Origin of the sequence: Mesorhizobium loti CJ3sym (assembly GCF_000472785.1) — a bacterium.
In the GTDB taxonomy this organism is placed as follows: Bacteria; Pseudomonadota; Alphaproteobacteria; order Rhizobiales; family Rhizobiaceae; genus Mesorhizobium; species Mesorhizobium loti_E.
Genome location: NZ_AXAL01000007.1, coordinates 184,645 through 210,229, shown reverse-complemented (window position 1 = coordinate 210,229; position 25,585 = coordinate 184,645). Strand labels below are relative to the sequence as shown.

Below are 25,585 nucleotides of genomic sequence, written 5' to 3'. Positions count from 1 at the left end.
CTGTTCATTCCGAAGACGACGCCGCTACGAGGCCTTGGCGTGACCGCCGGCGTCGACCAGCTCCGCGTAAGCAGCGGCGTAATCCTGACCCATCCTGCGGGCTGAAAAGCTCCGCTCGAACACGGCCCTGACGCGCCGCCTGTCGAGCTGCAGGAGAGCCGGCATCGAGGCAACGGCATCCTCGATGGTTTCGACGACGAAACCAGTGACTCCATCACCGACGATCTCGGGCATGGCACCGCAATTCCAGGCCATGACAGGTGTCCCGCAAGCCATCGCTTCGATTACGGCAAGACCGAACGGCTCCGGCCAATCGATCGGGAAAAGCAGAGCGGCCGCGTTTCCGAGAAACGCCGTCTTCTGCTCCTCATTGATCTCGCCGACATATTCGACCTGGTCGCCATCGATCATCGGTTGGACTACCTCCTCGAAATAGGCGCGATCGTCGGCACCGACCTTGGCCGCGAGCTTGAGCTTCAGGCCGGTACGGCGGGCGATCTCGATCGCCCGATCCGGCCGCTTGTCGCGCGACATTCTGCCAAGAAACGCAAGATAGCCGCCATCAGGGCCTGTCTCGAAATTGGGTCTGTAGAGATCGACAGGCAGCCCGTGGTGGATTGTCGCCAGCCAGTTCGCCGATGCAAACCGCGCCCGCTGGCTGCGGGATATGGAAATCATCGGGAACCGCGGGAACCGATCATAGGCTTGTGCCAGGTCCGCGTAATCCAGCCTGCCATGCGGCGTCGTCACCGTGCGCTGCGGCATATCGCGGAAAAACGGAAAATGCAGGAAATGGCTGAGATGGAAGTGGATAACGTCGAAATCGTCGGCCCGTTTCCTCACCTCGTCCAGCATCGACAGATGCGCCGCGATCTCGGATTTCAAAGGACGGGGATCGAGACGAAGCGCCCGTTCACGGCATGGCACAAGCTTGGCAGAGGTCTTCGTATCGCCGCTGGCAAACAACGTCACGTCATGGCCAAGATCGACGAGACCCTCGGTCAGGTAGGAGATGATACGCTCGGTACCACCATAAAGCCTTGGCGGCACCGATTCGTATAGTGGTGCGACATGGGCAATCTTCATGGCCCGGCCTTCCCTCAATGAGCTGGTCATGGAACCCAATGCTTCAGCAGCGGGATCGTTCCTCCATCAGTGGAAGATGCGTCGGATGATTGATCCGTTCCCCGTTTGATGTTCGATCAAGCCGCCCTACTTCGTCTTGGTGATGCCGACACTCACGGCAGCCCAAGGAGGCCGAGGTGCAGGAACCCAGGGATGTTGCAGCCCGACGCCTGAGCATGATCATCGAACAATATGTCGAGGCCAGAAAACGGCACTATGGCTTCGTGTCCACGGACCAGGCTGCCATGGTTATCCGCAAGATCCTGAAACCCACCCTTGCGGACCCAGCCCTCACCGACCGCCAGCTCGATGATATGGTCGCTGCACTGGCCGTAAAGAACGGCTTGGCGGTCATCTTCGATCGCGGCGCCAGAGGATCGGCCATCGAGGCCGACCTCAACAGGAAGGAACCGGCGATGCGAGCACCAACGGAGATCTCGGATGTTGTCGGCGCAGTGGATGCCATCCTGCGCGGCCAGATCGCCCCGCTTTCGATGAGCGCGATAGTCTCGCTGCTGCGCGAACGGACCGGCACCAAGCGCTCGGACGCGGATCTGGAAGGCCTGATTGCCAAGAAGGCCGCCGTTCTGGACGTGCATCTGTCGCGGAGCGTCTGAACGGTCAAAGCGCGTTGCAGAGGTTCACGGGCAAATCAAAGGCGCTGGTAAGTCCTTTGACAATGGTGAGCGCGATGGGATTCGAACCCATGACCTACTGATTAAAAGTCAGTTGCTCTACCGGCTGAGCTACGCGCTCCCGCGAGCCCGAAAAGGCGGCCCTCGAAATTGCGCGGAACATAGGGAGAGTGCCTCGACCGGTCAACCGGAAAAAACGGACCCGGGAGCCAAGCTTTTCCGGCGTCGTCGCCTTGCCCAAACGGCCACTTCGATCGAGGGAGATACAAGCTTGAAAGAGCCATTGGCTGAGCACTTTGCAGTCCTAGTGTTAGGCAAGAGAAACATTACAGATCAGTAACTTGGTGTTTTGGGAGGAACCATCCCGTGTATTGCTCGTTGTCTCGCCACAAGGGACGTCAATCACCCTTTCGAAGGAGAAGACAATGAACAAGATCGTAACGGGTATACTGGCGACCACTTTGTCAGTTTCGTTTGGAGCAGCCGCAGCCATGCCGGCCAATGCGGCGCAAATGTTCGTGCCGCAGGCGGCATCGACTTCGAGCGACGTGCAGAGCGTCGACTACAAGCCTTGGATGAAGAACCACCACGGCAATCGCAATTTCGGCAACCGCAATTTCGGAAATCGCAATTTCGGCGGTCGTAACTTCGCCCGCAACAATGATGGCGGCGGCTTCTGGAATGGCCATCGTGGCTATCGCGACTACCATCAGGGTTATCGTCGTCACGGCGACTATTGGTTCCCGCTCGCGGCCTTCGCGACTGGCGCCCTGATCACCGGTGCGATCGTCAACAGCGAGAACAACCGCTACGAAGGCAACTCGCATGTGCAGTGGTGCTATGACCACTATCGCAGCTATCGTTCTTCGGACAACACTTTCCAGCCGAATTACGGTTCGCGTCAGGAGTGCCGTTCGCCTTACTGATCCAAGGGTGAGTATCAGTAGACAACAAGTGTGAGTAAGGGACCCGCGTCGGAAACGGCGCGGGTCTTTCTTATGCGCTCAAGGTCCTGCGCACGGCGTCGCGCCAGCCTGCGAGTTTCGCTGCACGGTCGGCGCCTTCCATCTCCGGCTGGAACCGCCGCTCCAATGCCCAGCTTTTCGCGAACTCTCGTGCCTTCGGCCACACACCCGCCTTTGAGCCAGCAAGCCAGGCCGCACCCAGCGCCGTCGTCTCCAGAATGGTCGGGCGATCGACCGGCGCGTCGAGAATGTCGGCCAGCCGTTGCATGGTCCAGTCGGACGCCACCATGCCGCCATCGACCCTGAGCACTGTCCTGGCCGAAGCCCCCTTCCAGTCCTTGCGCATGGCGTCGAGCAGGTCGCGTGTCTGGTAGGCGACGGCCTCCAGGGCGGCGCGGGCAAATTCGGCCGGTCCGGAATTGCGGGTCAGCCCGAAGATCGCGCCGCGTGCCTCCGCATCCCAATGCGGCGCGCCGAGACCGACAAAGGCTGGCACCAGATAGACATTCTGCGTCGGATCAGCCTCGGCAGCCAGTTTGCCGCTCTGCTCGGCCTTGCTGATCACCTTGATACCATCACGCAGCCATTGCACGGCAGCCCCGGCAATGAAGATCGAGCCCTCCAGCGCATAGGTGGTCTTGCCATTCAGCCTATAAGCAATGGTCGTCAGCAGCCGGTTCTTGGAGCGCACGAGATCCGTGCCGGTGTTGAGCAGCGCGAAGCAGCCAGTGCCATAGGTCGATTTCATCATGCCTGGCTCAAAGCAGGCCTGACCGATGGTGGCGGCATGCTGATCACCGGCAACGCCAAGGATCCTTATCTCCGCGCCAAACAGACTTTTCTCCGTGATTCCATAATCATCGGCGCAATCCTTTACCTCGGGAAGCATTCTAGCCGGGATGTTGAGAATGCCCAGAAGCTCATCGTCCCAGGCGTTTTTCTCGATGTTGTAGACCAGCGTGCGCGAGGCATTGGTGGCATCGGTGGCGTGAACCTTGCCGCCAGTCAGCCGCCAGATCAGAAAACTGTCGATGGTACCGGCGAGCAATTCGCCCTTCTCGGCGCGGTTCCTGGCGCCCTTCACCTTGTCGAGCATCCAGGCGATCTTGGTGCCGGAAAAATAAGGATCGAGCAGCAACCCTGTCTTGCGGGTGAATTTCTTTTCCAGGCCCTGCTTCTTCAGTTTCTGGCAGAGCGGCGCGGTGCGCCGATCCTGCCAGACGATGGCGTTGTGGATCGGCTTGCCTGTCGCTCTGTCCCAGATGACGACGGTCTCGCGTTGATTGGTGATGCCGATGGCGGCCACTTCGGAGGCGTCACGACCTGCCTTCTTCAACGCGGCCTTCACGGTCGTCAGAACACTTGCCCAGATTTCTTCCGGATCGTGCTCGACCCAGCCCGAGGCCGGATAGTGTTGGGCGAATTCCTGCTGCCCGCTGCCCACGACTTTCATCTGGCCATCGAACAGGATCGCTCGGGTCGATGTCGTTCCCTGGTCGATCGCCAGCACAAAACCACTCATTCCCGCATCCTCCGCCTCGATACAAAGAAGGGAGACGGCAACGCGCCGCCTCCCCAATTTCACACGGGCGCGAACGCCCGCATAGACAGTCTTACTTCTGCCAGCTCTTGACCAGCTCGTCGTAGTTGATGGTGATCGGCTTGTCCTTCTCCTTCTCGAGCTTCAGCTGAGGCGCCAGATTGCCGCCCTTGACCGCGTCGGCGTTCCAGTAGGCAAGGTCATGCTCTTCGGCCATCTTCGGTCCGATGTCGCCCTGGACACCGGATTTCTCGATACGGGCCATGACTTTTTCCTGATCGGCGCAGAGCGAATCCATGGCTTCCTGCGGTGTCTTGGCACCCGAAGATGCGTCACCGATGTTCTGCCACCAGAGCTGCGCCAGCTTCGGATAGTCCGGCACGTTGGTACCGGTCGGCGTCCACTGCACACGGGCCGGCGAGCGGTAGAACTCGATCAGACCGCCGAGCTTCGGCGCACGTTCGGTGAAGCTCTTGTCATGGATGGTGGAGTCGCGAATGAAGGTCAGGCCAACCTGGCTCTTCTTCACGTCGACGGTCTTCGAGGTGACGAACTGCGCATAGAGCCAGGCGGCCTTGGCGCGGTCGGTCGGCGTCGACTTCATCAGCGTCCAGGAACCGACGTCCTGATAGCCGAGCTTCATGCCGTCCTTCCAGTAGGAGCCGTGCGGAGACGGCGCCATGCGCCACTTCGGCGTACCGTCGTCGTTCATGACCGGCAGGCCGGGCTTGACCATGTCGGCGGTGAACGCGGTGTACCAGAAGATCTGCTGGGCAACATTGCCTTGCGACGGCACGGGGCCGGATTCGGAGAAGGTCATGCCCTGGGCTTCCGGCGGCGCATAGGCTTTCAGCCAATCAAGATATTTCTGGATGGCATAGACCGATGCTGGTCCATTGGTGTCGCCGCCGCGCGCGGTGCACGAGCCGACAGGCCGAGAATTCGCATCGACCTTGATGCCCCATTCGTCGACCGGCAGGCCGTTCGGCAGGCCCTTGTCGCCGTTACCGGCCATCGACAGCCAGGCGTCGGTGAAGCGCCAGCCGAGCGACGGATCTTTCTTGCCGTAGTCCATGTGGCCATAGACCTTCTTGCCGTTGACGTCACGGCCCGTGAAGAATTCGGCAATGTCCTCATATGCCGACCAGTTGACCGGCACGCCGAGATCGTAGCCGTACTTGGCCTTGAAGTCGGCCTTGTTCTTCTCGTCGTTGAACCAGTCATAACGGAACCAGTAGAGGTTCGCGAACTGCTGGTCCGGCAGCTGGTAGAGCTTCTTGTCCGGCGCGGTGGTGAACTTGGTGCCGATGAAGTCGTCGACATCGAGCATCGGATCGGTAACGTCCTTGCCTTCGCCCGCCATCCAGTCGGTCAGGTTGCGCACCTGCTGGTAGCGCCAGTGGGTGCCGATCAGATCGGAATCGTTGACCCAGCCGTCATAGATGTTCTGGCCGGTCTGCATCTGGGTCTGGATTTTTTCGACGACGTCGCCTTCCTGGATGACGTCATGCGTGACCTTGATGCCGGTGATGGCGGTAAAGGCCGGTGCCAGCACCTCTGATTCATACTTGTGGGTCGTCAGGGTTTCCGAGACCACCTTGATATCCATTCCGGCGAAGGGCTTGGCAGCGTCGATAAACCACTGCATTTGCTTTTCCTGGTCGGCGCGGGAAAGCGTCGACACGCCGCCTATCTCCTTGTCCAGAAAGGCTTTTGCCTCGTCCATCCCTGCATAGGCATTGCCTACGCCGAGCAACAGGACAAGGGCCGTTGTTGATGTTAGAAATTGCCGTCGCATGTGTTTCCTCCACTGTTTCAGGTTTCAAGTGCGATCTGGAGCGGCGGCCGGCACGCTGCCGCTCCAACAGTTTCTCCCTCTATACGTACCGGAACACGCCGATGGCGTAGACCACGGAGAGAGCGAGAGCCCACCAGAGGCTCGGTCCGACAAGACCCAGCCAAGCGAGATGGATAAAAGCGCTGCCGAGCAGCGATAGGAACAGGCGGTCGCCGCGCGTTGTTTCGAAGCGCAGCACGCCGACGCGCGGATTGCCGCCCGGCGAGGCGTATTCCCAAGCACCCATGCCGACCAGCAGCAGGGCGATGACGGCAAAAAAAGCGGCCGTCGGCCAGGTCCATGCCATCCAGGAGAAGTCGAAGTTCATGATCACACCCTCCCTAGGGCGAAGCCCTTGAAGATGGCGTTGCGAACGAACTCTTGCGTTCGTTTCATTATACCCTCCCTAGGGCGAAGCCCTTGGCGATGTAGTTGCGCACGAACCAGATCACGAGCGCGCCTGGGATCAGCGTCAGCACCCCTGCGGCGGCCAGCAGTCCCCAATCCATGCCGGAAGCCGATACAGTGCGGGTCATGGTTGCGGCGATCGGCTTGGCATCGGTCGTGGTCAGCGTACGGGCGATCAGCAGTTCCACCCATGAAAACATGAAGCAGAAGAAGCAGGCGACGCCGATGCCGCTGGCGATCAGCGGCATGAAGATTTTCAGGAAGAAGCGCGGGAACGAATAGCCGTCGATATAGGCGGTCTCGTCGATCTCCTTCGGCACGCCCGACATGAAGCCTTCGAGGATCCACACTGCCAGCGGCACGTTGAACAGGCAGTGGGCGAGCGCCACCGCGATGTGTGTGTCGATCAGGCCGAAGGCCGAGTAGAGCTGGAAGAATGGCAGCGCGAACACCGCTGGCGGCGCCATGCGGTTGGTCAAAAGCCAGAAGAACAGATGCTTGTCACCAAGGAAGCGGTAGCGCGAGAACGCGTAAGCCGCCGGCAGCGCCACGGACACCGAAATCACCATGTTCATGACCACATAGGTGATCGAATTGATATAGCCGGAATACCAGACCTTCTCGGTGAAGATGGTGACATAGTTGGCGATCGTAGGCTGATGCGGGTAGAGCGTCAGCGAATTGACGATCTCCGCATTGGTCTTGAAGCTCATGTTGATGAGCCAGTAGATCGGCAGCAAGAGCACGATGATGTAGAGCGTCGGCACGATCCACCACCAGCGCGATTCCTCGCCCCGCCGGCGCATGCGCCTGTCGAGATCGCTTTGCGACAGCGTACTGGCGAGACCTTCCGAGGCGGTCCCGTTCATCGCATTGCGCTCGGTTCGTTCATTGGCGCCGGCCATTTCAGCGCTCCGCGTCGTAATTAGTCATCACGGTGTAGAACACCCATGACAACAACAGGATGATGAGGAAGTAGACCAGCGACATCGCCGCCGCCGGACCGAGGTCAAACTGGCCGAGGGCGGTCTTGACCAGGTCGATGGACAGGAACGTCGTCGAGTTACCAGGGCCACCACCGGTGACGACGAAGGGTTCGGTGTAGATCATGAATGAGTCCATGAAGCGCAGCAGCACGGCGATCAGAAGCACGCGCTGCATCTTCGGCAGCTGGATGTAGCGGAACACCGCCCAGCGCGAGGCACCGTCGATTTTGGCTGCCTGGTAGAAGGCATCCGGGATCGAGACCAAGCCGGCATAGCAGAGCAGCACGACGAGGCTGGTCCAGTGCCAGACATCCATGATGATGATCGTCACCCAGGCGTCGAAGGGATCCTGCACATAGTTGTAGTCGATACCGATCGCGTTGAGGTAATAGCCCATGAGCCCGATGTCGTTGCGGCCGAACACCTGCCAGATCGTGCCGACGACGTTCCACGGGATCAGCAGCGGCAGCGACATCAGGACGAGGCAAACCGGCACGCCCCAGCCTTTTTTTGGCATATTGAGCGCGATGAAGATGCCAAGGGGCACTTCGATCGCTAGGATGATGAAGGAGAAGGTCAGGTTGCGGACCATCGCTTCCCAGAAGCGGCTGGACGACAGCAACTCCTCGAACCATTCGGTGCCGGCCCAGGTGAAGACATTGTTGCCGAACGTGTCCTGCACCGAATAGTTGACGACCGTCATCAGCGGGATGACGGCGGTGAAGGCCACCAGCACCAGAACCGGCAGCACGAGGAACCAGGCCTTGTTGTTCCAGGTCTTGTCCATCTATGCCCCCATCTCGACACGCCAGGAATCGGCATAGATGTTGATGCCCGCCGGATCGAAGCGTACCTTCGGCTCAGCCGGAACGGTCTCGTCCTCGCCGATGACGGCCGCGATGTCGCGGCCTTCCAGTTTGGCGCGCACCACCTTGTGGCGGCCGACATCCTCGACCTTGCTTATCGATACGGCCATGCCCTCGCGGCCGAGCCTGATATATTCGGGGCGGATGCCGAGCTCGACAGCGCCGTTGGCCGTCTTCGGAGCGCCCGGCAACTCGATCCGCTGCGAGCCGAGCGTTGCCGTCTTGCCCTCGATCGCCACCGGCATGACGTTCATCCCTGGCGAACCGATGAAATAACCGACAAAGGTGTGGCGCGGCCGCTCGAACAGTTCCGCCGGCGTGCCGATCTGGACGATGCCGCCATCATACATCACCACAACCTGGTCGGCGAAGGTCAGCGCTTCGGTCTGGTCGTGCGTGACATAGACCATGGTGTAGCCGAAGCGGCGGTGGAGCTGCTTCAATTGCGAACGCAGCACCCACTTCATATGCGGGTCGATGACGGTCAGCGGCTCGTCGAAGAGGATGGCGTTGACGTCGGAGCGCACCAGGCCGCGACCGAGCGAGATCTTCTGCTTCTGGTCGGCGGTCAGGCCCCTCGCCTTCTTCCTGGCCCAGGACGCCAGGTCGATCATCTCCAGCGTCTCGCGCACCTTGCGATCGACGTCTGCCTCCGGCACGCCGCGATTGCGCAGCGGGAAGGCCAGATTGTCGTAGACGGTCATGGTGTCGTAGATGACCGGGAACTGGAACACCTGCGCGATGTTGCGTTCCTGCGTCGACAGATTGGTTACATCCCTGCTGTTGAACAGCAGCTGGCCGTGCGAGGGATGCAGCAGACCCGAAATGATGTTGAGCAGCGTGGTCTTGCCGCAGCCTGACGGCCCGAGCAGCGCATAGGCGCCGCCATCCTCGAAAGTGTGATGCACTTCCCGGAGCGCGAAATCCGCATCCTTCTGCGGGTTCGGCAGATAGGAATGCCTGACATGATTGACGTCGATGCGCGCCATGGCTTGCTCCCTATGCCGCTAGCTTCGGCGCGCTGACGGCGCGGCCTTGCCCGTCGAAGACCATGATGTGACGCGGGTCGATGAACACCTCGATCACTTCGTCGGTCTCGAAATCGCGGATGCCGTGAGTCAGCATGACCCAGCGGACGTCGGCGAAGTCGAGATGGATGAAACTCTCCGACCCCGTTATCTCGGTGATCGTGACCTTGGCCCGCACCGGCACGGCGGAGGCATTGGGCCGTTCGAGCGAGAGATGGTGCGGCTGGAAGCCGACCGTATAGTTGCCGTCGGCTATGCCGACGAGTTCCGCGGGCACCGGCAGCTTGACCCCGCCTTCAAGCAGGAAGTCGGCGCCCTTCTTGGCCAGCACGATAGTGTTGAGCGGCGGATCGGCGAAGGTTCTCGCCGTCACCAGATCGATCGGCTTGCGAAACACGTCGATGGTCGACCCGAACTGGGTGATGCGGCCTTCCGACAGCGTTGCCGTGTTGCCGCCGAGCAGCAGCGCCTCGTGCGGTTCGGTGGTGGCGTAGACGAAAATGGTGCCGGCGGCGGCAAAGATCCTCGGCAGTTCGGCCCGCAACTCCTCGCGCAATTTGTAGTCGAGATTGGCCAGCGGTTCGTCGAGCAGCACCAGGCTGGCATTCTTGACGATGGCGCGGGCAAGCGCGGTGCGCTGCTGCTGGCCGCCCGACAGGCTGAGCGGCGTGCGGTCGAGATAAGGCGTCAGCTTGAGCAGTCCCGCGGCCTCGCGCACCTGGCTGTCGATCCTGGCCTGCTCGACGCCGGCTACCCTGAGCGGCGAGGCTATGTTTTCATAAACTGTCATCGCCGGATAATTGATGAATTGCTGGTAGACCATCGCGATCTTGCGCTTCTGCACCGGCGTGCCGGTGACATCCTGGCCGTCGAACCAGACCGAGCCGGAGGTCGGCACATCGAGACCGGCCATGAGCCGCATCAAGCTGGTCTTGCCGGACAGTGTCGGTCCAAGCAGAACGTTGAGCGAGCCGTGCTGAAGCGTCAGCGACACGTCGCTGATGTGCTCGACCGCACCAACTGTCTTGGTGACGTTCCTCAGTTCAAGCATGACGCCTCCTCCCAGGCTTGCTGCATCACCTCAAGACCCTCTTCATTCGGCCGCCGCCACATGCTGCCGGCTTATGCCGCGCATAAATTCATCAAGCGCCGCCACCTGCTCGCGGCTGAGATGCAAGCCGCGCTTGGTCCGGCGCCACAGCACATCTTCAGATGTCACAGCCCATTCGTTTTCAATGAGATAGCGCACCTCTGCCTCATAGAGGTGGCCGCCGAAGTCCCGGCCAAGATCGGCATTGGACTTGGCGAGACCGAGCAGAACCTGGGCACGCGTCCCATAGAGCCGCGTCAGTCGGCGGGCGAGCCGGGCATCGAGAAACGGATAGGCCGCCTTGAGCTTTGCAACCTGCGCGTCGAAACCGGTAGCCGGGAAGTCGCCGCCCGGCAGCGGCGCATTGGAAGTCCATGGCTTGCCGCGCTTGCCGAGGAAACCTTCAATCTTTTCCAGCATCGATTCCGACAGCCGGCGATAGGTGGTGATCTTGCCGCCGAAAGCATTGACGATCGGGGCCGCGCCCTCGCCGCCCTCGGCCTTCAGCACATAGTCGCGCGTCGCTTCCTGTGCCTTGGAGGCGCCGTCATCGTAGAGCGGGCGCACGGCCGAATAGGTCCAGACGATGTCCGAGCGCTTGACGGGTTGCGCAAAGTATTCGCTGGCCGCGGCACAGAGATAATCGATCTCGGTGTCGCTGATCTTCACGTCGTGCGGATCGCCGGGATAATCCTGGTCGGTGGTACCGATCAGCGTGAACTCATCCTCGTAGGGGATGGCGAAGATGATGCGCCCATCCTTGTTCTGGAAGAAATAGGCACGCGGATCGTCGAATTTCTTGGCGATGACGATATGGCTGCCCTGCACGAGGCGAACATTGTGCACATCGTTGAGGCCGACGACGCCGGAGAGTACATGATCGACCCACGGTCCGGCGGCATTGACCAGCAGCCGGGCCTTGACCTCTTCGGTCTCGCCGCTCTGCAGGTTCTCGATCTTGATCGTCCAGATGCCGCCTTCGCGGCGCGCGCCAACAACCTTCGTGCGGGTCCGGATCGTCGCGCCCCGATCTGCGGCATCGCGTGCGTTAAGCGCGACCAGCCGCGCGTCATTGACCCAACCATCCGAATACTCGAAAGCTTTTTTAAACAGCGGCTTCAGAGGCTTGCCCGCCGGATCGTTGGTCATGTCCAACGTCTTGGTCGCCGGCAGCAATTTGCGACCGCCAATATTGTCGTAGAGAAACAAACCGAGCCGGATCAGCCAGGCGGGACGCAGGCCCTTGGCATAGGGCAGCACAAAGCGCATCGGCCAGATGATGTGCGGCGCGTTCTTCCACAGAACCTCGCGCTCCATCAGCGCTTCGCGCACAAGGCGGAATTCGTAGAATTCGAGATAGCGCAGGCCGCCATGAATGAGCTTCGTCGAGCCTGAGGAGGTTCCGCTGGCGAGATCGTTCATCTCGGCCAGAAAGACAGAAAAACCGCGCCCAACGGCGTCACGGGCGATGCCGCAACCGTTGATTCCGCCCCCTATGACGAAAATGTCCCGGACTGAAGATGTGTCCACCGAACTCCTCCACGATTTCGCATTGCACCATTTGTGGCTTTTTACGAAACCGTGGCGGAATTATTTCGAAATGAGAACGAATGTCAAACGAAATATCACAAACCCGTGAGAGGCCTGTGACGGCGCCTAGGCGAGCGATGTCTCGATCAGTTGAACCTCTGCTTCCTGGCAGATCTTGCGCACGGACGGGATGTCGCAACGGTCGGTGATGAAAGTGTTGACCTGGGAGAGGTGGCCGATGCGCACCGGTGCCGTCCGTTCGAATTTGGTCTGGTCGGAAACCAGAATCACATGCCTGGCGTTGGCAATGATCGCCTGCGCCACCTTGACCTCACGGAAATCGAAATCGAGCAGGGCGCCGTCATGGTCGATGGCCGAGGCACCGATCACGGCGTAGTCGACCTTGAACTGCCTGATGAAATCGACGGCCGCCTCGCCGACGACGCCACCGTCCGAACCCCGCACCACCCCACCGGCGATCACCACCTCGATCGAGGGATAAATGCGCATCCTGTTGGCAACATTGATGTTATTGGTGATGACCATCAGGCCGCTATGGTCGAGCAACGCCTTGCTGACCGACTCCGTCGTGGTGCCTATGTTGATGAACAGCGAGGCATTGTCGGGTATCAGCCTGGCCGCAGCGCGCCCGATTGCCTCCTTCTCGTCCGCCGCGATCTTGCGTCTGGCCTCATACTCCATGTTCTCGATACCGGACGGGAACAATGCGCCACCATGGATGCGCGAAAGCAGCCGCTGATCGCAGAGATCGTTGAGGTCCTTGCGTATGGTCTGCGGCGTCACGTTGAAGTGGTTAGCCAGATCATCGACCAGCACGCGGCCATGGTCCTTGGCCATCTGGATGATCTCGGCATGACGTGGCGACAGATACATTGAGAACCTCCCCGTTTTCGTTTTTCTTGTCTATAGCGGAAAACGAAAGCGATGGGAAGGTGTAAGCCGGCTAATTGAAATCGCCTGATTGCAAAGGCAAACCGCCGTGCAATGCCGACTGAGTGCGTCAGACCTGTTCGACGGCTTTTCGGGAAACGGTGACTGCCTTGCCGGGCGAACGTATCATCAGGAACGTGCCGGACCAGTAGCCCTTGATCCGCCACGTTCCCTCAATCTCCGTGGCATCACCATTCAGAACACCGCTATATTCAACCGGATGTGGGTTCCGTTTGAGGTTGTCATATGTCTTGACGAACGTGACGATGGCCCCCGCGCAATCTCCCAGTATAGTCGCGTAAACCATCGAACCATCCAGCGAAGACGCGGGTTCGTGGACTGCACCTGTGAGCCTTGTAGCGGTCTCGATCAGCGTCGCAACAAACGAGACCGGCTCCAGGCTGCGCGGATAAAAATATCGCCCGTGCCAAATGCCTGTCAGGCTTTCTGTTGTTTTCTCGCCATTCGCGCTCACATTGGCCCTCTAAGGCAGTGCGGTGACCCTGATCCCCGTTCTCATGTTTTGTTGTCAGGCGACAAGTGATCTTGCGCATTCGCAAATCACATCGAAGGCAGTATCGACATCTTGCGCCGTTGCCTCGAACTGGCCGACCTGAAAGCGGATTGCCACATGGCCATCGACCCTCGTCTGCGTCAGGTAGATACGGCCATCGTCGTTGATCGCATTGACCAGCCGCAAATTGTGCTCGTCGGCGTCAGCGCTTGGCGCCGCCTTGTGCCTGAACGAAAACAGCGACAGCATCGGTTCGCTGACGATCTCGAAATCCGTCTCCCTTGCCAGCCGTGCGGCAAGGCCCTCGCTCCATGCGACATGGTTGCGGATGATGGTGCGCAGGTTTTCCAGTCCGTGCGCACGCAGCAGGAACCACAATTTCAAGGCGCGGAAGCGGCGGCCAAGCGGCACCGACCATTCAGAATAGTTGATGATGCCGTCATGGCCGTGAGTCCTGAGGTAGTCCGGCTTGATGGCCAGCGTCCTGACATGGCTTTCGGGATCGCGCAGGAACTGGATCGAGCAGTCGAACTGCGCGCCGAGCCATTTGTGCGGATTGAAGACGATCGAATCAGCGCCTTCGACACCGGTCCAGAAATGTCGGTATTCCGGACAGATCATCGCCGATCCGGCCCAGGCCGCGTCGACATGGAGGTAGAGGCCGTGCCGCCTGGCGACATCAGCGACGGCCGCAATGTCGTCCGTACCGCCGGTGCTGGTGCCGCCAACGCAAGCAATGATGCCAGCCGGCAGCAGCCCGGCTTTCCGGTCAGCAATGATGGCTGCCTCCAGGGCTGCGGTATCCATGGCGCGAAAACGGCCGGAGACCGGAATGCGCACCAGATTGTCCTCGCCGATGCCCGAAACCCAGATCGCCCGGTCGATCGAGGTGTGCACCTGATCCGAGGAATAGATGCGCAAGCGCCCCTGCCCGGCCAGTCCCTTTTTGTTGCCTTGCCAGTCGAGTGTACGCTCGCGCATGGTCAGTACGGCGTTGAGTGTTGCCGAAGACGCAGAATCCTGGATCGCCCCGGAAAAACCTTCGGGCAGGCCGAGCGCCTGACGCATCCAGTCGACGATGCGCGTTTCGAGTTCGGTCGCCGCCGGCGACGTCTGCCAAAGCATGCATTGCGCAGCCATTGCCGAGACCAGGTACTCGGCCACCACCGAGACGGGTGCCGCATTGGCCGGGAAATAGGCGAAGAAGCGCGGATGCTGCCAATGCGTCATCCCCGGTACGATCTTGTCTTCGAAGTCGGCGAAGATCTTTTCCATCGGTTCGGCGTCTTCGGGCGGGGATGCTTCAATGCTCCTGAAAATTTCGCCCGGCGTGATGACAGGTCTTACAGGCCGATCGCGAAGGCCAGCGCGGTAATCGGCGCCCCAGTCGGCGGCGCGCCTTGACCAGTCGCGGAATTGCTCGTTGTCCATGTGTCCTCCCAGCGCGGCGCTAAGCCCAGCCGTTGAATTTTTGATTAACATGTTAAATACAATGAGGCAACTGCGGCCCCGATTGTCCGCCCTACCCCGGGAAATCCGGCAGGCTGGCAAAGGCCGTCTTCAACGCATTCGACCAACCGTCGGAGATCGTGCGGTAATATTGGTCATCCTGGCCGATCCGCTTCTTCAGGCCGACGTTGAAAGCGTCCTTTTCCAGGAACAGCAGGTCGAGTGGCAAGCCGACCGAAAGATTCGATTTCAGCGTCGAATCGAACGATACCAGCAGCAGCTTCACGGTCTCGGCGAGGCTCATCGTGCGCTCATAGGCGCGGATGATGATCGGCTTGCCGTACTTGGTCTCGCCGATCTGGAAGAACGGCGTGTCGTCGGTCGATTCGATAAAGTTGCCCTCGGGATAGATCATGAACAGCCGTGGCGGGCTGCCCTTGATCTGGCCGCCCAGAATGAAGGAGGCGTTGAAATAGGAATCGGCCTTCTCGCCGGCGGGCGACGAATGCGCGATCACCTCTTTGACCGTGTCGCCGACCAGCCGAACCGTCTGATACATGGATGGCGTTTCAAGCAGTGTGGCGCGGCGGTCCGCCACGGCTTTCGTGCGCTCTTCGAGCAGGCTGACCACCGCCTGTGTCGTCGCCAGATTGCCAGCCGACATCAAGACGATGACGCGCTCACCCGGCTCTTCCCAGACATGCATCTTCTTGAAGGTCGAGATCGAATCCATGCCCGCATTGGTGCGCGTGTCCGACATGAACACGAGCCCCCGATCGATCTTGAGGCCGACGCAATAGGTCATGGAATCTCTTCTGGCGCTAATCCTTGGCGGATTACTGCTCTACCGTGACGGTGACCGCAAGTTGTTCTTCCGCCTGTCCCAGTCGAATTCCCGACACCGGCGTGGCGTCGCGGTAGTCACGGCCCGTTGCCACCTTTACATAACGTTCGTCGGGAGAAATGCCATTGGCGGCGTCGAAGGCAACCCAGCCCAGACCCGCAACGTGGGCTTCGGCCCAGGCATGGCTTGCCGCCTGTTCGACCGTCGCATCCAGCATCAGATAGCCGCTGACGTAACGGGCCGGAAAGCCCATGGCGCGCGCCGCGGCAGCAAAGATATGGGTGTGGTCCTGGCAGACACCGGTCTTGAGCGCCAAGGCCTGCTCGGCCGGCGTCGCCGCATTGGTGGTACCGGGCGTATAAATCACCCGCTCGCCGATGACAGCCATCAGTCGGTGAAGCCGTTCAATATCGGTTCCCTTGCCGACCGATGCGGCGAGTTCGCGAACCCCATCGCCGATCGCCGTCAATGGCGTTTCATGACTGTAGAGCCAGAGCGGCGTAAAACCCTGGTGTGGTCCGGAAACGCCCGCGGTGTCGCGTGTCACCACTTCGCCAGCCGCTTCCACCGTGATGAAATCGCGTTCGCCCTCGACGCTCAACAGCCTTGTGTCGTTGCCGAAATGGTCGACAAAGCGAACCTCTTCGCGCGCGCCCTCGATGGTCAGCGCCCAGGACAGGACGGTCTGCGTCGATCCACTGACCGGAAGCAGCCGCAGCCGCTGTAGCAGATACTGCACCGGCGCATCGTAGCGGTATTCGGTCCGGTGGGTGATCTTCAGCCGCATTTCAATTAAACCGGTAATCTTGCGCGATCTCGTCGCCGAGCTTGGTATTGTCTTGAATGAAATTGGCCAGGAATTCGTGCAGGCCGGCGTCGAATATGTTCTTGATCGATCCTGCCCTCAGCATCGACTGTGTCCTTTCGACTGTCGCGTGGCAGGCATGATGTTCGCCGTAGTCGTCACTGAGGAATTTCAGATGTTCCGACAGGAAGCGGTAACAGAAAGTCAGCGAGCGCGGCATACGCACATTGAGGATAAGGTAGTCAGCGATGTTCGTCGGCTTGTATTCGGCGTCGTAGACCCAGCGGTAGGAGCGATGCGCCGACACCGAGCGCAGGATCGATTCCCATTGATAATTGTCGAGCGTCGAGCCGACCCAGGAGATCGACGGCAACAGCACATAGTATTTCACGTCGAGGATGCGCGCCGTGTTGTCAGCGCGCTCGACATAGGTGCCGAGCTGAGAGAAGTCGAAGATTTCGTTGCGCAGCATGGTGCCGTAGAACGAGCCGCGGATCAGCGCTGTCTCGCGCTTGATCGCGTCGAGGACGCTTGGCAGATCGCGCTCGTCGATGGGTCGTGCCAGCATCCGCTTCAACGACATCCAGGCTTCGTTGATGCTTTCCCATGTCTCGCGTGTCAGCGCGGTACGCACCATGCGGGCATTGTTGCGGGCCGTCTCGATCGATGACATCGTGCTCGACGGGTTCGATGTGTCGCGCAGCAGGAAATCCGACACGTTGGCTGCAGTGTATTCCGAATACTTCTGCTTGAAGGTGACGTCGGAGCCGGCGCTGAGCAGCACCGAATTCCACTCTTCCGAAGCGCTCTGGGTGCGGGTCAGCGCCATGCGCAGCCCGGCGTCGACCAGCCGCGCCATGTTTTCCGCCCGCTCGATATAGCGGTTCATCCAGTAAAGCCCGTTGGCGGTCCGGCCTAAAAGCATCCAAACCCCTTCAAATGAAAATCAATCATCCAACACCCAAGTGTCTTTCGTGCCGCCACCCTGCGAAGAATTCACAACCAGCGAGCCTTCCTTGAGCGCGACGCGCGTCAGTCCGCCCGGCACGATCTGGATGCGGTCGGAGACCAGCACATAGGGCCTGAGGTCGACATGGCGCGGCGCCAGGCCCTTTTCCGTCAAGATTGGACAGGTCGACAGCGCCAGTGTCGGCTGGGCGATATAGTTCGAAGGCTTTGCCGCCAGCTTCTTGGCGAACGCCTCGCATTCCTTCTTGGTCGCTGCCGGCCCGACCAGCATGCCGTAGCCGCCGGAACCATGCACTTCCTTGATCACCAGTTCGTGGATGTGCTCGAGCACATATTTCAGACTGTCCAGCTCCGAACAGCGCCAGGTCGGGATGTTGCCGAGGATCGCCTTGCGGCCGGTATAGAATTCGATGATCTCCGGCATGTAGGAATAGATTGCCTTGTCGTCGGCGATGCCGGTGCCCGGCGCATTGGCGATGGTGATGTTGCCGGCGCGGTAGACATCCATGATCCCGGGTATGCCAAGGGCTGAGTCTGGCCGGAAGGTCAGCGGGTCGAGGTATGAATCATCGACGCGGCGGTAAAGCACGTCGATCTGCTTGTAGCCTTCGGTCGTGCGCATCGCGACATGGCCGTCGACGACGCGCAAATCCTGACCCTCGACCAGTTGAACGCCCATCTGGTCGGCCAGGAAGGCGTGTTCGAAATAGGCGGAGTTGAAACTGCCGGGCGTCAGCACCGCGATCGTCGGCGCGCCCTTGGTGCTTTGCGGGCGCACTGCCGCCAGCGACTGGCGCAGCAGCTGCGGGTAGTTCTCCACCGGCCGCACCTTGATCTTCTGGAACAGCTCGGGGAACAGCTGCATCATCGTCTCGCGGTTCTCCAGCATGTAGGAGACACCGGACGGAGTTCGCGCATTGTCCTCCAGGACATAAAACTCGTCCTCTGAGATGCGCACGATATCGACGCCGATGATGTGGGTGTAGACGCCGGCCGGCGGCCGCACCCCGATCATCTCAGGCAGGAAAGCCTCGTTCTTGGCAATCAGGTCCCTGGGAACGCGGCCGGCGCGCAGGATCTCCTGACGATGGTAGATATCGTCTAGGAAGGCATTCAGGGCCTGAACGCGCTGCTCGATGCCTTGCGTCAGGCGCCGCCACTCATTGCCTGAAATGATGCGTGGAACGATATCGAACGGGATCAGCCGTTCGGAGGCTTCCTGCTCACCGTAGACGGCGAAGGTGATGCCGGTCTTGCGGAAGACGCGTTCGGCATCCTGCATCTTCTCGGTAAGCCTGGCTGGATCCTGCTCCTTCAGCCAGCGGTCATAAGCCGAATACGGTCTTCTCAATCCGGAGACTTCCGGAAGCATTTCGTCGAACGCTGCCAATCGCATACTCCCCTGTGACACCATTTCAATGGCGTCGCCGGAGAAAATCAAGCGCAATCGGCGATTTGGCGGAAGCGGGCGATCAGTATGTTTCGGCTGCCTAAAATTTAGGCAGGAGAAACATAGCCTTGGTCAGGCTTTGCCCGACGCCCAGGCAGATACGTTGCCTGGCTAGAAGGCGCGAAACGTGACGACCGTAAACGTATCCTTGATGCCAGGGAGAATCTGCACCTTCTCGTTGACGAAGTGGCCGACATCCTCCTCGTCATCGACGTAGAATTTGGCGAGCAGGTCGTAATTGCCGGCGGTGGAGTAGATTTCCGAGGCGATCTCGGCATCGGCAAGCGCGCTGGCGACCTCATAGGATTTGCCCAGCTCGCATTTGATCTGCACGAAAAACGCCTTCATGGCTTCGTCCCGCTAAACGTCCAAGTCCAAGCGGCCCTTCTGGCAGACTGGAGGCGGGCTTTCAAGCGTTGGAATCCGCACTTAGCCGGCGCGGGCCTTGGCCACGGCCTCACGCAGCTCCGCAACCGGCATGCCGCGCTTGAACAGCCTGCCACCGATCACCAGCGCCGGCGTGCCCTGCAGCCTGAAGGCCGTTGCCTGGGCATCGTTGCGCGAGAGCAGTGCGTCGATCTCCGGCTGGCGGGTGGCAAGGCCGGCGCGTGCACCGGCGACATCGACACCGATCGCGCGGAGAATATCGTCGGTGCGATGCGCGGAAAGCCCACGTTCATTGGCCATCAGCGCATCCACCGCGGCTGCATAGTGCTCACCGGCCGACAACGCCATCCGCGCCGCGTCGCGCGAGATGTCGCCGAAGATCGGCCAGTCCTTCATCACCAGCCGGATGCCAATATCCTCTGCCATTAGCTTCTTCAGTTCGACAAAGACGAGCTTGCACACCGGGCACTGGTAGTCGACGAATTCCGCAATGGTGACGTCGCCTGAGGGATTGCCGAGCGCCGGTACAGCCGGATCGAAGGCAACTTCGGTAACCGTCGGCGCCGTCCTCGCCCAGGCCGGCAGCGGTGCCAAGGCAACAAGGCTGCCGGCAGCTTTCAGCAAGAAGCGTCGATCAACCGACTGCGTGAAAATCATTCGTCCCATGGGTTTTGCACGCTCTCTCCCCCAGCCTACGATGAACGCCCTGCCTTAACGGAAGCTTAAGCATACGGAATCCAGCACGGCGAGACGAATATTGGCAGTCGCTGAAACCGTGGAGCGCTGTTGCGCGTATGTTAGGTTGTCGCCTGGAACAGCTTTCCGGAGGCATCTTTCGAGGGACAACGGAGACAGGCCATGCGCCGCCCCTTTTTCGCATTCGCATTCGTCATGCTGGCTTCCTCGGCATTTGCCGGCGACGCCGAGATCAAGGCGGGCCAGACTGTCATCGACGGCCAGCTGAAGGCTCTCATCGCCAATGACGGCGCCCGGGCCTACAGCTTCGCCGCTCCCAATGTGAAGCAGATCTTCCCGACCGTCGACGCTTTCATGAACATGGTGACCAATGGTTACCCGCCAGTGCGCAAGCCACAGTCCTATTCTTTCGGCAAGGTCGAGCAGACAGGCCCGGGTTCGATTGTCCAGCAGGTGCTGATCGTCGGCCCCGACGGCAAGGATTACGAGGCGGTCTACACGCTGCAGCAGCAGCCCGACGGCACATTCCAGATCACCGGCTGCAGCTTGCGGGCGTCCAACTCGCTGAGCACCTGAGGTTTACAGGACGGGGATATCGCCCCTCGCCCAGCCTTCCGTGATCTCAGCCCCACGCGCCTCGAAGCTGCCAATCCCGATCGCGGCGCGGATGTCCTGCATAAGCTTTTGATAATACGAAAGATTGTTCCAGGTCAGCAGCATCGCCCCAAGCGCCTCTTGCGAGCGCACCAAATGATGCAGATAGGCGCGCGAATAATCGCGCGCCGCCGGGCAGTCGCTTTCCTCGTCCAGCGGGCGCGGATCGTCGGCATGGCGAGCGTTGCGCAGATTGACCTTGCCGCGCCTTGTATAGGCAAGGCCGTGGCGGCCGGCCCGCGTCGGCATCACGCAATCGAACATGTCGATGCCGCGCGCCACCGATTTCAGGATATCGTCGGGTGTGCCGACGCCCATGAGATAGCGCGGCTTGTCGTCAGGCAGTTCCGGACAGGTGATGTCGAGCATTTCGAGCATCACCGCTTGCGGCTCGCCAACGGCCAGCCCGCCGACAGCATAGCCCTTTAGCTCCATCGCGCTCAGCGCCTGCGCCGAGCGCACCCTCAAATCTGTATTGTCGCCACCTTGCACGATGCCGAACATCGCCTTGCCCGGTTGGTCGCCAAACGCCGTCTTGCAGCGCTCGGCCCAGCGCAGCGATAATTCCATGGCGCGCTCGATCTCCTTCAACTCGGCCGGCAGCGCCGTGCATTCGTCGAGTTGCATCTGGATGTCAGAATCAAGCAGCCCCTGGATCTCGATCGAGCGCTCCGGCGACATTTCGTAGGCTGCGCCATCGATATGAGAGCGGAAGGTGACACCCTTTTCGGTCAGTTTCCTCAATTTCGACAATGACATCACCTGAAAACCGCCGCTGTCGGTCAGGATCGGATGCGGCCAGCGGGCAAATTCATGCAAGCCGCCAAGCCGCGCCACGCGCTCGGCGCCCGGCCGCAGCATCAGATGATATGTGTTGCCCAGGATGATGTCGGCGCCGGCACCACGCACCTGGTCCATATACATCGCCTTGACGGTGCCGCCGGTGCCGACCGGCATGAAGGCGGGTGTGCGGATCTCGCCACGCGGCATGTCGATCAAACCGTGCCGCGCCTTGCCGTCGGTGGCGAGGACCTTGAAGCTGAACGGCTTAGCCATTGAATTCCTTGTCGTGGATCGGCGCGTCAGGCGCCTGTCTGTCGAGCGATTGACGATATTGCACGCAGCCGCGCATGAATTTGGGCCAGGGTGGCACGGCGATCGACGGCTCGGTCTTTTCAGGCAGCAGATCGCACAGATCGGGATGATGCCAGCAGAGATCATGGCTCGATGTGTCGCGATGTGCGCGAATACCGGCGCGCAGTTTCTTCACCTCGGCGATCAGGGCCTCGCGATCAAGGGTCTGCAGGTCATCGTCCATCGCTAATCTCCGCGCGATAAAGCAGGCTTGCGTCTCCATAGGAGTAGAACCTGTAGCGGTTCTCGATGGCATGCGCATAGGCGGCCCGCATCGTCTCGAGGCCGCTGAAAGCCGAAACCAGCATGAACAACGTCGAGCGCGGCAGGTGGAAATTGGTCATCAGCATGTCGGCGGTGCGAAAGCGGTAGCCGGGCGTGATGAAGATGTCGGTCGGGCCGGACCACGCGGGCAACATACCGTCCTCGCGTGCCGCACTCTCCAGCAGGCGCAGCGAGGTCGTACCGACCGCAATGATGCGCCCGCCCTTCGCCTTGGCCGCGTTCAGCGCATCGGCGGTCGCTTCGCTGACCGAGCCGATCTCGGCATGCATCTTGTGGTCGGCGGTGTCGTCCGCCTTGACAGGCAGGAACGTGCCGGCGCCGACATGCAAGGTGACGAAGCGGCGCTCGACACCTCTGGCGTCGAGTGCCGCAAACAGCTCCGGCGTGAAATGCAGGCCAGCGGTGGGCGCCGCAACGGCGCCTTCCTTCCGGGCATAAATGGTCTGGTAGTCGGCCCGGTCGCGCTCATCGTCGTCACGCTTCGACGCGATATAGGGCGGCAACGGAATATGCCCGACGGCGTGCAGCGCCTCGTCGAGGAAAGGCCCCGACAGGTCGAAGCCGAGCAGCGCCTCGCCGCCCTCGCCCTTCTCGATCACCGTTGCGTCGAGCTGGCCTAGGAAACAGGAATTGCCGTCATGGCCGAAATGGATGCGATCGCCGGCGGCAATGCGCTTGCCCGGTCGCATGAAGGCCAACCAACGGTCCGGCGCCACGCGCATGTGCAGCGTCGCTTCGACCTGCGCCTGTGCTTCGCCGCGCCGCCTTATGCCTTTGAGCTGGGCCGGAATGACCTTGGTGTCGTTGAACACCAGCACATCGCCGGCTCTGAGCATGGACGGCAGGTCGCCAACTGTCCGGTCATCGAGTGCCTCGCCCGGTTTGACCACCAGTAGCTTGGCACTGTCGCGTGGCTCCGCCGGGCGAAGCGCGATGCGCTCCTCCGGCAGGTCGAAGTCAAAGAGATCGACACGCATCAGTAGAGCCGGACGAGCAGCGCTCCGGCCAAGAGCAGCACCGCGCCGGCGATGCGGCCGAGCGAGATTTCACGTACCGCAACGCCGAGGAAGCCGATGCGGTCGATGAGCATGCCGGCCAGCAATTGGCCAGCCACCAGGAACGCCATCAGGGCAGCAGCACCGATGCGCGGCGTCAGGATCGTGGAGAGCGTCACATAGAAGCCGCCGAGCATGCCGCCGGCGACGAACAGCCAGGGCGCAGGCGCTTTCCAGTCGAGCGAAATGCCTTGCAGCTTCACCACCGTGACGGAGATGATGCCGAGCACGACCGCGCCCGACAGGAACGAAAACGCAGCCGCCGCGACCGGGAGGCCCAGGCCGCGAGCGAGCTGCGAATTGATCGGTGCCTGAATGGCAATGAAGGCGCCGGACAGGATGCCGAGAAGCGACCAGACGACGCCCATCATTGTCGTTCTACCTTACTTGACGTCGGCCGCGACCTTCAGCGACACGATCTTGTCGGGATCGACCACTGGCTCGCCGCGCTTGATCTTGTCGACATTGTCCATGCCTTCGATGACCTGGCCCCAGACCGTGTACTGGCGGTTCAGGAAGGCTGCGTCGTCGAAGCAGATGAAGAACTGCGAGTTGGCCGAGTTCGGGTTCTGCGAACGGGCCATCGAGCAGGTGCCACGGCCATGGTTGGCGTTGGAGAACTCGGCCTTCAGGTCCGGCTTCTCGGAACCGCCCATGCCAGCGCGGGATGGAGCAAAGGTGGGCTTGCTCGAATTGCCGAACTTGACGTCGCCGGTCTGCGCCATGAAGCCTTCGATCACGCGGTGGAAGACCACCCCGTCATAGGCGCCTTCCCTGGCCAGTTCCTTGATGCGGGCGACATGGCCGGGAGCCAGGTCGGGGAAAAGTTCGATGACGACCTTGCCCTTGGTCGTTTCCAGGATGAGCGCGTTCCCGCGGTCCTTGATCTCAGCCATGTCAGATGTCCTTTTTTCTCAAAAACAGAATTATTTGTCTGCGGCGATGCGCACCTTGATCATCCGGTCGGGGTCGGAAACCGTACCGTTGTCGGCCTCGTCACCCTTCTTGATCTTGTCCACCAGCTCCATGCCGCTGACGACATTGCCGACGATAGTGTACTGGCCATCGAGCGGCGGCGCCGGCGCGAACATGATGAAGAACTGCGAATTGGCGGAGTTCGGGTCCTGCGAGCGGGCCATGCCGACCACGCCACGCTTGTAGTGCTCGGTCTGGGAGAATTCAGCCGGCAGGTCGGGCAGATCGGAACCACCAGTGCCGACGGCCTGGGCATTAAAGCCCTTTTTCATGTTGCCGAACTTGACGTCGCCGGTCTGCGCCATGAAGCCGTCGATCACGCGGTGAAAAGCGACATTGTCATAGGCATGGTCACGCACGAGCTTCTTGATCTGCGCGACATGCTTGGGCGCGAGATCAGGCCGAAGCGCGATGGTGACGTCGCCATCCTTCAACGTGACGATCATGGTGTTTTCCGGATCAGCGGCATAGGCCGAGACCGATGCGGTCACGAGACCGGCAAGCACAACGAGGAACGAGGCAAGCTTTTTCAGCTGCATGAGGATTTTTCTCCGGACTTATTTTGCGAATTTGGCTGCGAGCGCGCCGGCAACAGCGGCCGGCACGAAGGGGCGGATGTCGCCTCCCATCGAGGCTATCTGGCGCACAAGTGTGGCGGTAATGGTGCGTACCGACGGGCTGGCGGGCAGAAAAACCGTCTGCAGCTCGGGCGCCATGGTTTCGTTCATGCCGGCCATCTGCATTTCGTAATCGAGATCGGTGCCATCGCGCAGGCCGCGGATCATGATCGAGGCGCCCTCTCTTCTGGCAGCATCAATGACCAGCCCGTCAAAGGCGACCACCCTGATGCGGGCGCCATCCCTGCCGAATTCGGCTTTCGTGGCGGCTTCGATGAGCTGCACCCGCTCCTCGAAGGAAAACAGCGGCCTCTTGCCCGGATGAATGCCGATGGCGGCATAAACGATATCGGCAACCGCCAACGATGCCTTCAGCACGTCGAGATGGCCGTTGGTCAGCGGGTCGAAGGAGCCGGCATAAAGGGCGGTGCGTTCAGTCATGGCAGGTGCTTCTAGCGAGCCTCTCTCGCAAAGGCAAATCCGATTGGCGCAACGGCCGTGAACCTTTTCCGGCGCATGAACGACAGATGAACACGCTGATCACGAACCCTTCACCCAGCGTTCACTAGATTGCACCTTAATAAGATGAAACCAAAATCCCATTTATCCGTTGTAAGGCGCAGGAGAACACGCAAATGCTGATCTACATGCTCGCCACCGCAATGACCGTCGCCATGCTGATCGCCACCGTATTTGGGCTGCATCAGGAGGCACAACGCGTCCGCGTCAAGGCAACCACCAAGCGCTTCGAAGGCTTCGGCCCGCGCGAGCCGTATCGTCACTACTAAAC

General features: G+C 60.6%; 29 protein-coding genes and 1 tRNA gene. 4 read left to right on the top strand and 26 right to left on the bottom strand.

What is annotated here, in order from left to right; all coding sequences use genetic code 11:
• Positions 1–24: 24 nt before the first annotated feature.
• Positions 25–1,086: a glycosyltransferase family 4 protein gene (locus A3A9_RS0111390; protein WP_027058901.1), complete on the bottom strand. Its 1,062-nt coding sequence runs from the start codon at positions 1,084–1,086 to the stop codon at positions 25–27.
• Between the two features lie 176 nt (positions 1,087–1,262).
• Here A3A9_RS0111390 and A3A9_RS45155 point away from each other — a divergent pair, with 176 nt between their 5' ends.
• A complete protein-coding gene (locus A3A9_RS45155) occupies positions 1,263–1,742 on the top strand; it encodes a hypothetical protein (protein WP_027058900.1) in 480 nt (159 codons plus the stop codon).
• A 63-nt stretch (positions 1,743–1,805) separates the two neighbouring features.
• Here A3A9_RS45155 and A3A9_RS0111375 read toward each other — a convergent pair.
• Positions 1,806–1,881 (bottom strand) — tRNA-Lys (locus A3A9_RS0111375).
• 304 nt (positions 1,882–2,185) lie between these two features.
• Between A3A9_RS0111375 and A3A9_RS0111370 the strand changes: the two genes are divergently transcribed.
• Positions 2,186–2,686, top strand: a complete 501-nt coding sequence (locus A3A9_RS0111370; RefSeq protein WP_027058899.1) for a BA14K family protein — start codon at positions 2,186–2,188, stop codon at positions 2,684–2,686.
• Between the two features lie 70 nt (positions 2,687–2,756).
• Here A3A9_RS0111370 and glpK read toward each other — a convergent pair whose 3' ends face one another.
• The 17 genes from glpK to A3A9_RS0111285 all read right to left on the bottom strand — a co-directional run bounded on the left by glpK (position 2,757) and on the right by A3A9_RS0111285 (position 20,045).
• Positions 2,757–4,247 (bottom strand): glycerol kinase GlpK, encoded by a 1,491-nt coding sequence (gene glpK, locus A3A9_RS0111365; RefSeq protein WP_027058898.1) that lies wholly within the window; start codon positions 4,245–4,247, stop codon positions 2,757–2,759.
• Positions 4,248–4,338: 91 nt separating this feature from the next.
• The gene (locus tag A3A9_RS0111360) at positions 4,339–6,063 is read right to left on the bottom strand and encodes an ABC transporter substrate-binding protein (protein ID WP_027029079.1); all 1,725 of its coding nucleotides are present in this window, start codon (positions 6,061–6,063) and stop codon (positions 4,339–4,341) included.
• A 79-nt stretch (positions 6,064–6,142) separates the two neighbouring features.
• Positions 6,143–6,430: a DUF2160 domain-containing protein gene (locus tag A3A9_RS0111355; RefSeq protein WP_027029080.1), complete on the bottom strand. Its 288-nt coding sequence runs from the start codon at positions 6,428–6,430 to the stop codon at positions 6,143–6,145.
• Positions 6,431–6,497: 67 nt separating this feature from the next.
• Positions 6,498–7,415: a carbohydrate ABC transporter permease gene (locus A3A9_RS0111350; RefSeq protein WP_027029081.1), complete on the bottom strand. Its 918-nt coding sequence runs from the start codon at positions 7,413–7,415 to the stop codon at positions 6,498–6,500.
• A 1-nt stretch (position 7,416) separates the two neighbouring features.
• Complete coding sequence (locus tag A3A9_RS0111345; protein ID WP_027029082.1) at positions 7,417–8,283, bottom strand: carbohydrate ABC transporter permease; 867 nt, start codon at positions 8,281–8,283, stop codon at positions 7,417–7,419.
• Complete coding sequence (locus A3A9_RS0111340; protein ID WP_027058897.1) at positions 8,284–9,351, bottom strand: ABC transporter ATP-binding protein; 1,068 nt, start codon at positions 9,349–9,351, stop codon at positions 8,284–8,286.
• Between the two features lie 10 nt (positions 9,352–9,361).
• On the bottom strand, positions 9,362–10,441 hold the full coding sequence (locus A3A9_RS0111335; protein ID WP_027058896.1) for an ABC transporter ATP-binding protein: 1,080 nt from the start codon (positions 10,439–10,441) through the stop codon (positions 9,362–9,364).
• Positions 10,442–10,483: 42 nt separating this feature from the next.
• Positions 10,484–12,010 (bottom strand): glycerol-3-phosphate dehydrogenase, encoded by a 1,527-nt coding sequence (gene glpD / locus A3A9_RS0111330; protein ID WP_027058895.1) that lies wholly within the window; start codon positions 12,008–12,010, stop codon positions 10,484–10,486.
• A 126-nt stretch (positions 12,011–12,136) separates the two neighbouring features.
• A complete protein-coding gene (locus A3A9_RS0111325) occupies positions 12,137–12,904 on the bottom strand; it encodes a DeoR/GlpR family DNA-binding transcription regulator (protein ID WP_027058894.1) in 768 nt (255 codons plus the stop codon).
• Positions 12,905–13,031: 127 nt separating this feature from the next.
• Entirely contained in the window at positions 13,032–13,436 is a 405-nt protein-coding gene (locus tag A3A9_RS0111320) for a hypothetical protein (protein WP_027058893.1), read from the bottom strand.
• A 54-nt stretch (positions 13,437–13,490) separates the two neighbouring features.
• Positions 13,491–14,906: a pyridoxal phosphate-dependent decarboxylase family protein gene (locus tag A3A9_RS0111315; RefSeq protein WP_027058892.1), complete on the bottom strand. Its 1,416-nt coding sequence runs from the start codon at positions 14,904–14,906 to the stop codon at positions 13,491–13,493.
• Positions 14,907–14,997: 91 nt separating this feature from the next.
• Complete coding sequence (locus A3A9_RS0111310) at positions 14,998–15,729, bottom strand: peptidase (protein WP_027058891.1); 732 nt, start codon at positions 15,727–15,729, stop codon at positions 14,998–15,000.
• 31 nt (positions 15,730–15,760) lie between these two features.
• The gene (locus A3A9_RS0111305; protein WP_027058890.1) at positions 15,761–16,555 is read right to left on the bottom strand and encodes a transglutaminase family protein; all 795 of its coding nucleotides are present in this window, start codon (positions 16,553–16,555) and stop codon (positions 15,761–15,763) included.
• Between the two features lies 1 nt (position 16,556).
• Positions 16,557–17,498, bottom strand: a complete 942-nt coding sequence (locus A3A9_RS0111300; RefSeq protein ID WP_027058889.1) for an alpha-E domain-containing protein — start codon at positions 17,496–17,498, stop codon at positions 16,557–16,559.
• A gap of 21 nt (positions 17,499–17,519) precedes the next feature.
• Positions 17,520–18,932: a circularly permuted type 2 ATP-grasp protein gene (locus tag A3A9_RS0111295; RefSeq protein WP_027058888.1), complete on the bottom strand. Its 1,413-nt coding sequence runs from the start codon at positions 18,930–18,932 to the stop codon at positions 17,520–17,522.
• A gap of 171 nt (positions 18,933–19,103) precedes the next feature.
• Positions 19,104–19,340, bottom strand: coding sequence for an Lrp/AsnC family transcriptional regulator (locus tag A3A9_RS0111290; RefSeq protein ID WP_010909609.1), 237 nt, complete (start codon positions 19,338–19,340; stop codon positions 19,104–19,106).
• 81 nt (positions 19,341–19,421) lie between these two features.
• Positions 19,422–20,045 carry a DsbA family protein gene (locus A3A9_RS0111285; protein WP_027058887.1) on the bottom strand — a complete coding sequence of 208 codons (624 nt, stop codon included), beginning with the start codon at positions 20,043–20,045 and terminating at the stop codon, positions 19,422–19,424.
• Positions 20,046–20,237: 192 nt separating this feature from the next.
• Here A3A9_RS0111285 and A3A9_RS0111280 point away from each other — a divergent pair, with 192 nt between their 5' ends.
• Positions 20,238–20,651 (top strand): DUF4864 domain-containing protein, encoded by a 414-nt coding sequence (locus A3A9_RS0111280; RefSeq protein ID WP_027058886.1) that lies wholly within the window; start codon positions 20,238–20,240, stop codon positions 20,649–20,651.
• 3 nt (positions 20,652–20,654) lie between these two features.
• Here the strand turns inward: A3A9_RS0111280 and tgt are convergent, their stop codons facing one another.
• The 7 genes from tgt to coaD all read right to left on the bottom strand — a co-directional run bounded on the left by tgt (position 20,655) and on the right by coaD (position 25,236).
• Positions 20,655–21,785 carry a tRNA guanosine(34) transglycosylase Tgt gene (gene tgt, locus A3A9_RS0111275; RefSeq protein WP_027058885.1) on the bottom strand — a complete coding sequence of 377 codons (1,131 nt, stop codon included), beginning with the start codon at positions 21,783–21,785 and terminating at the stop codon, positions 20,655–20,657.
• Positions 21,778–22,047 carry a hypothetical protein gene (locus A3A9_RS0111270; RefSeq protein ID WP_027058884.1) on the bottom strand — a complete coding sequence of 90 codons (270 nt, stop codon included), beginning with the start codon at positions 22,045–22,047 and terminating at the stop codon, positions 21,778–21,780. The genes tgt and A3A9_RS0111270 overlap by 8 nt, the downstream gene beginning before the upstream one ends.
• The gene (gene queA, locus A3A9_RS0111265) at positions 22,037–23,125 is read right to left on the bottom strand and encodes a tRNA preQ1(34) S-adenosylmethionine ribosyltransferase-isomerase QueA (RefSeq protein ID WP_027058883.1); all 1,089 of its coding nucleotides are present in this window, start codon (positions 23,123–23,125) and stop codon (positions 22,037–22,039) included. Before queA ends, A3A9_RS0111270 begins: the two co-directional genes overlap by 11 nt.
• Complete coding sequence (locus tag A3A9_RS0111260) at positions 23,125–23,574, bottom strand: DMT family transporter (protein WP_027058882.1); 450 nt, start codon at positions 23,572–23,574, stop codon at positions 23,125–23,127. The genes queA and A3A9_RS0111260 overlap by 1 nt, the downstream gene beginning before the upstream one ends.
• Positions 23,575–23,586: 12 nt before the next feature.
• A complete protein-coding gene (locus A3A9_RS0111255; RefSeq protein ID WP_027058881.1) occupies positions 23,587–24,099 on the bottom strand; it encodes a peptidylprolyl isomerase in 513 nt (170 codons plus the stop codon).
• Between the two features lie 30 nt (positions 24,100–24,129).
• Positions 24,130–24,624: a peptidylprolyl isomerase gene (locus A3A9_RS0111250; RefSeq protein WP_245279018.1), complete on the bottom strand. Its 495-nt coding sequence runs from the start codon at positions 24,622–24,624 to the stop codon at positions 24,130–24,132.
• Between the two features lie 111 nt (positions 24,625–24,735).
• Positions 24,736–25,236, bottom strand: coding sequence for a pantetheine-phosphate adenylyltransferase (gene coaD / locus A3A9_RS0111245; protein ID WP_027058879.1), 501 nt, complete (start codon positions 25,234–25,236; stop codon positions 24,736–24,738).
• Between the two features lie 194 nt (positions 25,237–25,430).
• Here coaD and A3A9_RS45150 point away from each other — a divergent pair, with 194 nt between their 5' ends.
• Entirely contained in the window at positions 25,431–25,583 is a 153-nt protein-coding gene (locus A3A9_RS45150; RefSeq protein WP_082222018.1) for a hypothetical protein, read from the top strand.
• The last annotated feature ends 2 nt before the right edge of the window (positions 25,584–25,585 follow it).

Excerpts from the sequence above, each read along its gene's own strand:
- A3A9_RS0111390 (WP_027058901.1), bottom strand. The coding sequence starts at position 1,086 with ATGAAGATTGCCCATGTCGCACCACTATACGAATCGGTGCCGCCAAGG.
- A3A9_RS0111370 (WP_027058899.1), top strand. The coding sequence starts at position 2,186 with ATGAACAAGATCGTAACGGGTATACTGGCGACCACTTTGTCAGTTTCG.
- glpK (WP_027058898.1), bottom strand. The coding sequence starts at position 4,247 with ATGAGTGGTTTTGTGCTGGCGATCGACCAGGGAACGACATCGACCCGA.
- A3A9_RS0111360 (WP_027029079.1), bottom strand. The coding sequence starts at position 6,063 with ATGCGACGGCAATTTCTAACATCAACAACGGCCCTTGTCCTGTTGCTC.
- A3A9_RS0111355 (WP_027029080.1), bottom strand. The coding sequence starts at position 6,430 with ATGAACTTCGACTTCTCCTGGATGGCATGGACCTGGCCGACGGCCGCT.
- A3A9_RS0111350 (WP_027029081.1), bottom strand. The coding sequence starts at position 7,415 with ATGGCCGGCGCCAATGAACGAACCGAGCGCAATGCGATGAACGGGACC.
- A3A9_RS0111345 (WP_027029082.1), bottom strand. The coding sequence starts at position 8,283 with ATGGACAAGACCTGGAACAACAAGGCCTGGTTCCTCGTGCTGCCGGTT.
- A3A9_RS0111340 (WP_027058897.1), bottom strand. The coding sequence starts at position 9,351 with ATGGCGCGCATCGACGTCAATCATGTCAGGCATTCCTATCTGCCGAAC.
- A3A9_RS0111335 (WP_027058896.1), bottom strand. The coding sequence starts at position 10,441 with ATGCTTGAACTGAGGAACGTCACCAAGACAGTTGGTGCGGTCGAGCAC.
- A3A9_RS0111325 (WP_027058894.1), bottom strand. The coding sequence starts at position 12,904 with ATGTATCTGTCGCCACGTCATGCCGAGATCATCCAGATGGCCAAGGAC.
- A3A9_RS0111315 (WP_027058892.1), bottom strand. The coding sequence starts at position 14,906 with ATGGACAACGAGCAATTCCGCGACTGGTCAAGGCGCGCCGCCGACTGG.
- A3A9_RS0111310 (WP_027058891.1), bottom strand. The coding sequence starts at position 15,729 with ATGACCTATTGCGTCGGCCTCAAGATCGATCGGGGGCTCGTGTTCATG.
- A3A9_RS0111305 (WP_027058890.1), bottom strand. The coding sequence starts at position 16,555 with ATGCGGCTGAAGATCACCCACCGGACCGAATACCGCTACGATGCGCCG.
- A3A9_RS0111300 (WP_027058889.1), bottom strand. The coding sequence starts at position 17,498 with ATGCTTTTAGGCCGGACCGCCAACGGGCTTTACTGGATGAACCGCTAT.
- A3A9_RS0111290 (WP_010909609.1), bottom strand. The coding sequence starts at position 19,340 with ATGAAGGCGTTTTTCGTGCAGATCAAATGCGAGCTGGGCAAATCCTAT.
- A3A9_RS0111285 (WP_027058887.1), bottom strand. The coding sequence starts at position 20,045 with ATGGGACGAATGATTTTCACGCAGTCGGTTGATCGACGCTTCTTGCTG.
- A3A9_RS0111280 (WP_027058886.1), top strand. The coding sequence starts at position 20,238 with ATGCGCCGCCCCTTTTTCGCATTCGCATTCGTCATGCTGGCTTCCTCG.
- tgt (WP_027058885.1), bottom strand. The coding sequence starts at position 21,785 with ATGGCTAAGCCGTTCAGCTTCAAGGTCCTCGCCACCGACGGCAAGGCG.
- A3A9_RS0111270 (WP_027058884.1), bottom strand. The coding sequence starts at position 22,047 with ATGGACGATGACCTGCAGACCCTTGATCGCGAGGCCCTGATCGCCGAG.
- queA (WP_027058883.1), bottom strand. The coding sequence starts at position 23,125 with ATGCGTGTCGATCTCTTTGACTTCGACCTGCCGGAGGAGCGCATCGCG.
- A3A9_RS0111260 (WP_027058882.1), bottom strand. The coding sequence starts at position 23,574 with ATGATGGGCGTCGTCTGGTCGCTTCTCGGCATCCTGTCCGGCGCCTTC.
- A3A9_RS0111255 (WP_027058881.1), bottom strand. The coding sequence starts at position 24,099 with ATGGCTGAGATCAAGGACCGCGGGAACGCGCTCATCCTGGAAACGACC.
- A3A9_RS0111250 (WP_245279018.1), bottom strand. The coding sequence starts at position 24,624 with ATGATCGTCACGTTGAAGGATGGCGACGTCACCATCGCGCTTCGGCCT.
- coaD (WP_027058879.1), bottom strand. The coding sequence starts at position 25,236 with ATGACTGAACGCACCGCCCTTTATGCCGGCTCCTTCGACCCGCTGACC.
- A3A9_RS45150 (WP_082222018.1), top strand. The coding sequence starts at position 25,431 with ATGCTGATCTACATGCTCGCCACCGCAATGACCGTCGCCATGCTGATC.